At 73.8% G+C, this 11,801-nt stretch carries 1 protein-coding gene; it reads right to left on the reverse strand.

Annotated features, from left to right (window positions below; genetic code table 11):
* Positions 1–11,801 (reverse strand): type I polyketide synthase (locus LG396_RS38485; protein ID WP_225798267.1); only part of this gene is annotated, 11,801 nt, incomplete at both ends.

Below are 11,801 nucleotides of genomic sequence, written 5' to 3' on the forward strand. Positions count from 1 at the left end.
GGAGCTGGGCGATGCCGGTCATGACGGCGAACAGCGCGGGCTGCACGACGTCAACACGGTCGAGCGCGTTCTCGTCTTCGCTGGCGAGGACTTCGAGGAGGTCCCAGTCGCACCAACGGGACAGCTCGTCCCGGCACGACGCCAGGTGCGCCGCGAACGCGGGTTCTTCTGCTGCGAGTTCGTAGCCCATACGGGTCCACTGCGACCCCTGGCCGGGGAAGACGAACGCGGTCTTGCCCGCGACCGCGGACCCCGGCCCGGTGGCCAGCGCCGGGTGCGCGGCACCCGTGGCCAGGGCGGTCAGGGCTTCCAGCAGTTCGTCCCGGTCGGCCGTGACGACGCCTGCGCGGTGCTCCATCTTCGCCCGACCGGACCACAACCGCGCGGCCAGCGGACCCACTTCGGTCTCCGGGTGCTGCTCCACGTACTCCGCAAGGCGGCCGGCCGACTGTGCCAGCGCCGCCGCCGAACGGGCGGAGACCACCACCGGCACCGGCGGGGCCTCGGCTTCCGGCCCGGCCTCGGCGTCCGCCTCGGCGGGGGCCGCTTCCAGGATCAGGTGCGCGTTGGTGCCGCTCATGCCGAACGACGACACCGCCGCGCGCCGCGGTCCGGTCTCCTCGGTCCAGGGACGGGCCTCGGTCAGGAGCTCGATGTGGCCCGCGGCCCAGTCGACATGGCTGGTGGGCGCGTCGACGTTGAGGGTCGGGGGCAGCACACCGTGCCGCATGGCCTCGACCATCTTGATGACGCCCGCCACACCGGCCGCGGCCTGAGTGTGCCCGATGTTGGACTTGATGGAGCCCAGCCACAGCGGATTCTCTTCGGAGTGCGCCTGGCCGTACGTCTCCAGCAGGGCCTGCGCCTCGATCGGGTCGCCCAGCGTCGTACCCGTGCCGTGCCCCTCGACAGCGTGGACCTGGTCGCCGCTCAGCCCGGCGTTGGCGAGGGCCTGCTCGATGACGCGGCGCTGCGACGGCCCGTTGGGCGCCGTGAGGCCGTTGGACGCGCCGTCCTGGTTGATGGCGGAGCCGCGGACGACGGCGAGTACCTCGTGTCCGTTGCGCCGCGCGTCCGACAGCCGCTCGACCAGCACCAGGCCGACGCCTTCGCCCCAGCCGGTGCCGTCCGCGGCGTCGGCGAAGGGCTTGCAGCGGCCGTCGGCGGCCAGGCCGCGTTGCCGGGAGAAGACCTGGAAGGTGCCGGGGGTGGCCATGATGGTGGCGCCGCCGGCGAGGGCGAGGTCGCACTCGCCGTTGCGCAGCGCCTGCGCCGCGAGGTGCAGCGCAACGAGGGACGACGAGCACGCCGTGTCCACGGTCATCGCCGGGCCTTCGAGCCCGAAGGTGTACGCGACCCGCCCCGAGGCGATGCTCGCGGAGCCGCCGGTGGCGAAGTAGCCCTCCAGGTGGTCCGGCGCGTCGTGCATGCGCATCAGGTAGTCCTGCGAGATGACGCCCGCGAACACGCCGGTGCTGCTGCCCTTGAGGCTCGTGGGGTCGATGCCGGCCCGCTCGAACGCCTCCCACGCGGTCTCCAGCAGCAGCCGCTGCTGGGGATCCGTGGCCAGCGCCTCGCGCGGGTTCATGTGGAAGAAGTCCGCGTCGAACTGCCCGGCGTCGTACAGGAACGCGCCCTTGCGGGTGTACATCTTGCCCGGCGCGTCCGGGTCCGGGTCGTACAGGCCGTCGAGGTCCCAGCCCCGGTCGTCCGGCAGGTCGCCGATCGCCTCGACGCCCTCGGAGACCAGCTTCCACAGGTCCTCGGGCCGCCGCATCCCGCCGGGGTAGCGGCAGGCCATCGAGACGATGGCGATCGGGTCGTCGTCGACGACGGTCGCGACCTGCTTCGCGGCGCGCACCCGCGGCTGCTCGTCCAGCAGCTTGCCCCGCAGGAACACCGACAGCTCGGTGAGCGTCGGGTGGTCGAAGACCAGCGTGGACGGCAGCTGGAGAGCGGTGGCGTTGGTGAGGCGGTTGCGGAGTTCGACGGCGGTGAGGGAGTCGAAGCCCAGCTCCTTGAACGGGCGCTGCGGGTCGATGGTCTCGGGGCGCGCGTGGCCGAGGACGGCCGCGACGTTGCTCCGGATCAGGTCCAGCACCAGCCGGTCCTGCTCGGCCTCGCCGAGCCCGGCCAGCTCCTCCGCCAGGCCGGAGCGCCGCACCGCGCTCGCGCCCGCGGCGGTCGCGCGGCGCGCGGTGGCCGGGACGAGGTCGCGGAGCAGTGCCGGCACCTTCGTCGCGCGGCGCAGGCCGCCCGGCTCGATCGGCATGCAGACAAGCGTCGACTCGGGGCGGTCCCGGAGCGCGACGTCGAAGAGCCGCAGGCCGTGTTCCGTGGTGAGTGCCGTGCCGGTGCGGCCCTGCTGGTCGGCGGTGAGGTGTGCGGTGAGTCCGGTGGCCTGCTTCCAGTAGCCCCAGGCGAGGCTGGTGGTGGGGAGGCCCTGCCGGGTGCGGTGGTGGGCGAGGGCGTCGAGGTAGGTGTTGGCGGCGGCGTAGTTCGCCTGGCCGGGGTTGCCGAGCGTGCCGGCGGCCGAGGAGTAGACGACGAACCGGGCCAGTGGCAGGTGCCGGGTGGCCTGGTGCAGGTGGTACGCGGCGTCGACCTTCGGCGCCAGGACCGGGCGCAGGTCGGCCGGGGTGATCTTGGTCAGCACGGCGTCGTTCAGGGCGCCCGCGGTGTGGATGACCGCGGTCAGCGGGTGCCCCTCGTCAACGGAGTCGACGAGGGTGCGTACGGCGTCGGCGTCGGTGACGTCGCAGGCGATGACGGTGATCTCGGCACCGAGCGCTTCGAGTTCTTCGCTGAGTGCTGCGGCGTCCGGGTGGTCGGGGCCGCTGCGGGAGGCGAGGAGGAGGTGGCGTACGCCGTGTTCGGTGATCAGGTGGCGGGCCGTCAGGCGCGCGAGGACGCCGGTGCCGCCGGTGATCAGGACCGTACCGTCCGGGTCGAGCGCCCGCGGCAGGTCGAGGATCACCTTGCCGGTGTGCCGGGCCTGGCTCAGGTAGCGCAGCGCCTGGCGAGCCTGCCGTACGTCGAACGAGGTCGTCGGCAGCGGGGTGAGGTGTCCCTCGGCGAACAGCTCGGTGAGGTGGGCCAGGATCTGCCGGATGCGGTCCGGGCCGGCCTCGATGAGGTCGAAGTTCCGGTAGAGGGCCCCGTGTTCGGCCTCGACCGTCTGCGGGTCGCGGATGTCGGTCTTGCCCATTTCGATGAACCGGCCGCCGGGACGCATCAGGCGCAGCGAGGCATCGGTGAACTCGTGGGCGAGGGCGTTGAGGACGACGTCCACGCCCTGGTCGGGGCCGTGGGTGCGGAAGTGCTCCTCGAAGTCCAGGCTCCGGCTGGACGCGATGTGCGCGTCGTCGAGCCCTTGGGCGTAGAGCAGGTGGTGCTTGCCGGGGCTGGCGGTCGCGTAGACCTCGGCGCCGAAGTGGCGGGCGAGCTGGAGCGCGGCGGAGCCGACGCCGCCGGTGGCGGCGTGCAGGAGCAGTGACTCGCCGGCCTCCAAGCGGCCCAGGTCCTTCAGCGCGTAGTACGCGGTGAGGAACGCCACCGGAGTGCCCGCCGCCTGGGTGGAGGACCACTCCGCCGGGACGGGCGTGAGCAGGCGGTGGTCGGTGATCGCCCGGCTGCCGGCGCCCTCGGGCATGAGCCCCATGACGCGGTCGCCGACCGCGACGTTCGTGACGTCCGCGCCGATCTCGGTCACCACCCCGGCGCCCTCGCTGCCGAGGGGGGCGTCGCCGGGGTACATGCCCAGGGCGATGAGCGTGTCGCGGAAGTTCAGGCCGACCGCGTGCAGTTGTACGCGCACCTGGCTGCCGGTCAGCGGCACGTCCCACTCGGGCGCGGGCCGGCACGCGAGCGCCTCCAGTGTGCCGTCGCCCTCATTGCCCAGCTTCCACGTGCCCTCCGGCACGTCCAGCACACCGCTCTCCGCGCCCGCCGCGCGCACGAGGCGCGCGGCCAGCACCTGGCCGCCGCGAACGGCGACCTGCGGCTCGCCGGTGGCGAGTGCGTCGGCGAGGTACGGGATGTCGGCGGCGTCGGCGTCCGGGGCGATGCCCGTGGCGTCGGTGTCCACGAGATGGATGCGGTCGGGGTTCTCGCTCTGGGCGCTGCGGAGCAGGCCCCACAGCGGGGCGTGGGCGAGGTGGACGTCCTCGGCCGGGTGGGTGGCGACGGCCCGGTGGGTGACGACCGCGAGCAGCCGGTCGGTCTGGTCGCTCGCGGCCAGCCAGTTCTGTACGTGAACGAGCAGCGCCTCGGTCGCGGCGTGGGCAGCGGCCGGGGTGTCCTCGGCGGCGGGCGCGGCGACGTGGACGTCGTACCGGTCCAGCTCCGGCTGCTCCTCCTGCTCCGCCCCGGCGGGGCTCCAGGAGAGGTGGAAGAGGCTGTTGCGGGTCGCGGCGCCGGCGTCGGCACCGCCGGTCAGCGCCGACGCGGCGACGGCCCTGGTGTTGAGGGCACCGATGGTGGCGACAGGGGCGCCGGTGGGGTCCCAGGCGCGCAGAGCGAGGTCGTGGCCCTCGGCGCCGGTGGGTGTGATCGTCGCACGGAGGTGGGTGGCGCCGGTGGCGTGGACGGACACACCGGTCCACGCGAACGGCAGCCGTACCTGCGCGTCCTCCGCCGCGTCCGCCTTGGTCCCGGCGCCGCCGTGGGCCGCGAGCGGGTGGAGGGCGGCGTCGAGCAGGGCGGGGTGGATCGTGTGCCCGTCGGGGTCGGTGTCCTCGGGCAGGGTGATCTCGGCGTGGAGCGTGCCGTCGGGCTGCGCCCAGGCCGCGGTGACACCGCGGAAGGCGGGCCCGTACTCGTAGCCGTCCGCGGCCAGCCGGGGGTAGATCTCGGACACGTCGAGCGCCTGGGCGCCCGCAGGCGGCCACTGGTCGAGTGCCTCGGCCTTCGCCGCCGGTTCGGCGGTGAGGACGCCGGTGGCGTGGCAGGTCCACGGCTCGGGCTCGGCCTCGTCGTCCGTTTGGGGGCGGGAGTGGATCGTGACCTGCCAGCCGTCCGCCTCCGGGTGGGGGCTCGCGGTGACCTGGAGGTCGCGGGCGCCGGACTCCTGGAGCACCAGCGGCGCCTGGAGCGTCAGCTCCTCAAGGTGGGTGGCGCCGGTGTGGTCGCCGGTGTGCAGGGCGAGGTCCACAAGTGCCGTGCCGGGCAGCAGGACCGTACCCGCAACCGCATGGTCGGCGAGCCAGGGGTGCGTGCTCAGGCCGACGCGGCCGGTGAACACCACCACGCCGGCGGCGCCCGTGCCCGCCTCGTCCGCGAGCGGGACGGCGGCGTGCAGCAGCGGGTGGGCGGTGGTGCCCAGGCCGAGGTCGGACGCGCTGGTGAGCTGGGCGGAGCCGTGGAGCCAGTAGCTCTCCCGCTGGAACGGGTACGTGGGCAGCTCGGGGAGTCCGTCGCCCGACAGGTCGGCGGCGGGGAGGTGGGGGGTGAGGTCGATCGGGTGGTGGTGGGTGTGGAGCGTGGCGAGCGCGGTGAGGAAGCGCACCTTGGTGTCGTCGTTGCGGACGAGGGTCGCGTAGTGGCGGGCCGGGGTGGCGCGCTGCTCGAAGGTGTCGGCCAGGGCGGCGGTCATGACGGGGTGGGGGCTGGACTCGATGAGGGTGTGGTGGCCGTCGTCGAGGAGTTGTTCGAGGGTGGTGTGGAAGTGGACGGGGTGGCGGAGGTTGTTGAACCAGTACTCCGGGTCGAGGTCCTGGTCGAAGGTGAGCAGGGCGCCCGTGTGGGTGGAGTAGAAGGGGATCGTCGGCGGCATCGGCTCGATGCCGGCGCGCTGGGTCAGGTCGCCGAGGATCGTTTCCCGCAGGTCTTCGACGTGGGGGGTGTGTGAGGCGTAGTCGACGGGGATCAGCCGGGCGCGGACTTCGCGCTCCTGGTACGCGTTGACCAGATCCGTCAGCGGCTGTGTTTCTCCGGCGAGGATGGTGGTGTGCGGGCCGTTGACCGCGGCCACGTGGACGCCTTCGGGCAGGTCGCCCAGTTCGTCCTGGGGGAGGGGGAAGGAGGCCATGGTGCCGGTGCCGGCGAGGCGGGTGATGGCCTGCGCCCGCAGCGCCACGACAGCGATGGCGTCGGAGAGGGTGAGTGCGCCGGCGACGTAGGCGGCGGCGATCTCGCCTTGGGAGTGGCCGATGACCGCGTCGGGTTCGACGCCGTGGTGGCGCAGGAGCTGGGCGATGCCCGTCATGACGGCGAACAGTGCGGGCTGCACGATGTCAACACGGTCGAGCGCGTCCTCGTCCTCGCTGGCGAGGACCTCCAGGAGGTCCCAGTCGCACCAACGGGACAACTCATCGCGGCATGCGGCCAGGTGCGCCGCGAACGCGGGCTCTTCGGCGGCGAGTTCGTAGCCCATACGGGTCCACTGCGACCCCTGGCCGGGGAACACGAACGCGGTCTTGCCCGCGACCGCGGACCCCGGCCCGGTGGCCAACGCCGGGTGCGCGGCACCGGTGGCCAGCGCAGTCAGGGCTTCCAGCAACTCGTCCCGGTCGGCCGTGACGACGCCCGCGCGGTACTCCATCTTCGCCCGACCGGACCACAGCCCCGACGCGAGCGCACCCACCTCGACCTGCGGGTGCCGCTCCACGTACTCCGCGAGCTGTCCCGCAGCCTGCGCCAGCGCATCCGCCGTGCGGGCCGACACCACCACCGGCACCGGCGCGGCCACGGCCTCCTTGTCCGGAACCTGCTCCGCAGCCGGCTCCGCCGCCGCGGCCTCGACCGGTGCCGCTTCCAGCACCACGTGCGCGTTCGTGCCGCTGATGCCGAAGGAGGACACCGCCGCCCGGTGCGGCTCGTCGCTCTCGGGCCACGGAGTCGACTCCGTGATCAGCGAGATGGTGCCGGAGCTCCAGTCGACGTGCTGGGACGGCTCGTTCACGTGGAGGGTGGGGGGCAGCGTGCCGTGGCGCATGGCCTCGACCATCTTGATGACGCCCGCCACACCCGCCGCTGCCTGCGTGTGCCCGATGTTCGACTTGATGGAGCCCAGCCACAGCGGGCGCTCGGGGCTGTGCTCGCGCCCGTACGTGGCCAGCAGTGCCTGCGCCTCGATCGGGTCGCCCAGCGCCGTGCCCGTGCCGTGCGCCTCGACCGCGTCCACCTGACCGGGCGTCAGCCCGGCGCTGGCGAGCGCCTGCTCGATGACGCGCTGCTGGGAGGGGCCGTTGGGGGCGGTGAGGCCGTTGGACGCGCCGTCCTGGTTGATGGCGGAGCCCTTCAGCACCGCCAGCACCGTGTGGCCGTTGCGCTGCGCGTCCGACAGGCGCTCCAGCAGTACGAGGCCGACGCCTTCGCCCCAGCCCGTGCCGTCCGCCGCCTCGGCGAACGCCTTGCACCGGCCGTCCACCGACAGCACGCGCTGCCGGGAGAACTCGATGAACGCACCCGGGCTCGACATGACGGTGACGCCGCCCGCGAGCGCGAGGTCGCACTCGCCGTTGCGCAGCGCCTGCGCCGCGAGGTGCAGCGCGACCAGCGACGACGAGCACGCCGTGTCCACCGTCACCGCCGGGCCTTCGAGCCCGAAGGTGTACGCGACCCGCCCCGAGGCGACGCTCGCGGCACTGCCGTTGCCGAGGTAGCCCTCGAAGCCCTCCGGGGCGTTCTGCATCAGCCGCGAGGCGTAGTCGCCGTAGATGACGCCGGCGTAGACCGCGGTGCTGCTGCCCCTGAGCGTGCCCGGGTCGATGCCGGCCCGCTCGAACGCCTCCCAGGAGGTCTCCAGCAGCAGCCGCTGCTGGGGGTCCGTGGCCAGTGCCTCACGCGGGTTCATGCGGAAGAAGTCCGCGTCGAACTCGTCGGCCTCGTGCAGGAACGTGCCGTAGCTGGTGTAGCTCTTGCCCGTCGCCGCCGGGTCGGGGTCGAAGAGGTTGTCGAGGTCCCAGCCGCGGTTCGTCGGGAAGCCGGATACCCCTTCGCGGCCCTCGGTGACGAGCTTCCACAGTCCGGCGGCCGAGCGGACGTCGCCGGGGAAGCGGCACGCCATCGACACGATGACGACGGGGTCGTCCGCGGCGTCGGCGCTCACGAACTGCGGCGCCGCCGAGCGCGGCGCCGACTCCAGCAGTTCGGCGCCGATGTGCTCGGCGAGGACCTGGGCGGTCGGGTAGTCGAAGATCAGGGTCGCAGGCAGCCGCAGCCCGGTGGCGGCGTCGAGCCGGTTGCGCAGTTCGACCGCGGTGAGGGAGTCGAACCCGAGGTCGTTGAACGGTGCCTGCGCGTCCACCGCCGCGGCGTCGCTGTGGCCCAGGACGGCGGAGGCGTTGGTACGCACCAGGTCGAGCAGCAGTCGCTGCTGGTCGGCGGCCGAGAGTCCGGCGAGCTGCTGCGCGAGCCCCGAGACCTCGCCCGCCGCGACGGCGGCGGCCGCCCGGCGGCGCGCCCGCGGGGCGAGGTCGCGCAGGAGGGCGGGGACGCGGTCGCCGGTGCGGAGCGTGGCCGGGTTCAGCGGGACGCAGAGGTGGTACGGGGACGGGGTGGCGAGGGCCGCGTCGAGGAGCTGGAGGCCGTGCTCGGTGCTGAGCGCGGCGTCGCTGCGGGCGACCTCGCTGTCACCGAGGTGGCTCGTCAGGTCCGTCGTGTGCTTCCAGTAGCCCCAGGCGAGGCTCGTCGTGGGGAGCCCCTGCCGGGAGCGGTGGTGCGCGAGGGCGTCCAAGTACGTGTTGGCGGCGGCGTAGTTCGCCTGCCCCGGGTTGCCCAGCGTGCCCGCGGCGGAGGAATAGAGGACGAAGTGGGCGAGGTCCAGGTGCCGGGTCGCCTGGTGCAGGTGGTAGGCGGCGTCGACCTTCGGCGCCAGGACCGGGTGCAGCGTCTCCGGGGTGAGCTGCGTGAGGATCGTGTCGTCGAGCACGCCGGGGGTGTGGATGACGGCGGTCAGCGGGTGCTGCTCGTCGACGGAGGCGACGAGACGGTGCACGGCCTCGGGGTCGGTGGTGTCGCAGGCCGTGATGGTGACCTGCGCGCCGAGTGCGCCGAGTTCCTTGCCGAGGGCGGCCGCGTTGGGGTGGTCCGGGCCGCTGCGCGAGGCCAGGTGCAGGTGGCGTACGCCGTGCTCGGTGATCAGGTGACGGGCCGTCAGGCCTGCCAGGCCGCCGGTGCCGCCCGTGATGAGCACGGTGCCGTCCGGGTCGAGCGGCCGGGGCAGCGTGAGGATCAGCTTGCCCGTGTGCCGGGCCTGGCTCAGGTGCCGCAGCGCGTGCGGGGCGTGCCGTACGTCGAAGCAGGTGGTCCGCGGCGGCGTGAGGCGGCCCTCGGCGAACAGCTCGGCCAGGTGGACCAGCATCTCCTGGATGCGGTCCGGGCCGGCCTCGATGAGGTCGAAGTTCTGGTAGCGGACCCGGTGTTCGGCCTCGACCGCCTGCGGGTCGCGGATGTCGGTCTTGCCCATCTCCAGGAACCGGCCGCCGGGGCGCAGCAGGCGCAGGGAGGCATCGGTGAACTCGTGCGCGAGGGCGTTGAGGACCACGTCGACACCCTGGTCGGGGGTGTGGGTGCGGAAGTGGTCTTCGAAGTCCAGGGATCGGCTGGACGCGATGTGGTTTTGGTCGAGCCCCTGCGCGTAGAGCAGGTGGTGCTTGCCGGGGCTGGCGGTCGCGTAGACGTCGGCGCCCCAGTGGCGGGCGAGCTGGAGCCCGGCGGAGCCGACGCCGCCGGTCGCGGCGTGCAGCAGCAGCGACTCGCCGGCCTCCAGGCCGCCGAGGTCCTTGAGCCCGTAGTACGCGGTGAGGTACGCCACCGGGATCCCGGCCGCGTCGGTGAAGGACCACCGCTCGGGGATGGCGGTGACCATGCGGTGGTCGGTGACCGTCTGCGCGCCCACGCCGTTCGGGAACATGCCCATGACGCGGTCGCCGACGGCGACGTTGGCGACGTCGGCGCCGACCTCGGTCACGACACCGGCGCCCTCGCTGGCGAGCAGCGCCTCGCCCGGGTACATGCCGAGGGTGATCAGGACGTCGCGGAAGTTGAGCCCGATGGCCCGTACCGCGACCCGTACCTGATGCGGTGCCAGCTCCTCGGGGAGGTGCGGGTTGGGCAGGAGGGCCAGGTTGTCGAACGTGCCGGACGCGGTCTTGTCCAGCCGCCAGGACTGCTCGTCGGCGGGGATCGCCAGCGCGTCGGCGGCGCCGTCGGCGGAGCGGGCGAGCCGGGGGGCGAGGACCTGGTCGTGGCGGACGGCGAGCTGCGGCTCCCCGGTGGCCAGGGCGTCGAGCAGGTGGGGGACGGCGGCGGGGTCGCCGCCGGTGAACGCGTCGGTGGCGGTGTCCGTGTCGACGAGGTGGATGCGGTCCGGGTTCTCGTTCTGGGCGGTACGGACCATGCCCCACAGCGGCGCGTGCGGCAGGTGGACGTCGTCGGCCGGGTTGGTGGCGACGGCGCGGTGGGTGAGGACGGCGAGGCGGCGGTCCGTCCGGTCGTTGGCGGCCAGCCAGCCCTGCACGTGGGCGAGCAGCGCCTCCGCCGCCGCGTGCGCGGCGACGGGGCCGTCCTCCTCGGCGGGAGCCGCGACATAGAGGTCCACCAGCTCCGGTGCCACCAGCCCGGCCCGCTCCTGGTGCTCGGCTGCGGTCGCGTTCCAGACGAGGTGGAAGAGGCTGTTGCGCGTCGCGGCGCCCGCGTGGGCGGCGCCGGTGAGCGCCGAGGCGTCGACCGCGCGGGAGTTGAGCGCGGTGACGGTGGCGACTGGCGCACCCGAGGGGTCCCAGGTGTGCAGGGTCAGGTCGTGGCCGTGTTCGCCGGTGGGGATGAGCGTGGCGCGCAGATGGGTGGCGCCGGTGGCGTGGACGGTGACGCCGGTCCACGCGAAGGGTAGCCGGAGCCGGCCGTCCGCGTCGTCCTTGCCGACCTTCTCGGCCGCGAGGGGGTGGAGGGCCGCGTCGAGGAGCGCGGGGTGGATGGTGTGGCCGGTGGCGTCGGTGTCCTCGGGGAGGGCGATCTCGGCGTGGAGGGCGCCGTCGGCGCCGCGCCAGGCGGCGGTGACGCCCTGGAACGCGGGCCCGTACTCGTAACCCGCCGCGAGGAGCCGGGGGTAGAGGTCGGCGACCTCCACGGGCTCGGCACCGGACGGCGGCCACTGGGCCAGCGCCGGGGCCGTGCCGGCAGCGGGGTCGTCGGCGGTGAGGATGCCGGTGGCGTGGCAGGTCCAGGGCTCCGGCTCGGCGTCGTCGGCGGTGTGGCGGCGGGAGTGGATCGTCACCTGCCACCGGCCCGCGTCCTCGCCCTCCGGCCCGGGCTGGGGAGCGGTGGTGACCTGCACGTCGTGGGTGCCGGCCCCGTCCAGGGTGAGCGGCGCGTGGAGGGTCAGCTCTTGCAGGTGGGTGGCGCCGGTGTGGTCGCCGGTGTGCAGCGCGAGGTCGACGAGGGCGGTGCCGGGCAGCAGGACCGTACCGGCGACGGCGTGATCGGCCAGCCAGGGGTGGGTGTTGAGACCGACCCGGCCGGTGAACACCGTCGTGCCGGCGGAGCCGGCGCCGCTCCCGGTGGTGTCCGCGAGCTGGACGGCGGCACCGAGGAGGGCGTGGGCGGTCCCGAGCTGGCCGAGGTCGGTCGCGCTGGTGAGCGCGGCGGGGGCATCGAGCCAGAAGGGGCGGTGCTGGAACGGGTAGGTCGGGAGAACGGGGACCCTGGCCGGGGTCTCGGGGAGGTGCGGGGCGAGGTCGGCGGGGTGGTGGTGGGCGTGGAGAGCGGTGAGCGCGGCGAGGTGCGTGAGGGTTTCCGTCGGCAGGTGGGGGGTGCTGCGGGCGCCGCCGGGGAGGTGGGGGGTGAGAGTCGGGTGGGGC

Source organism: Streptomyces aculeolatus (genome assembly GCF_020400605.1).
Taxonomy (GTDB): Bacteria; Actinomycetota; Actinomycetes; order Streptomycetales; family Streptomycetaceae; genus Streptomyces; species Streptomyces aculeolatus.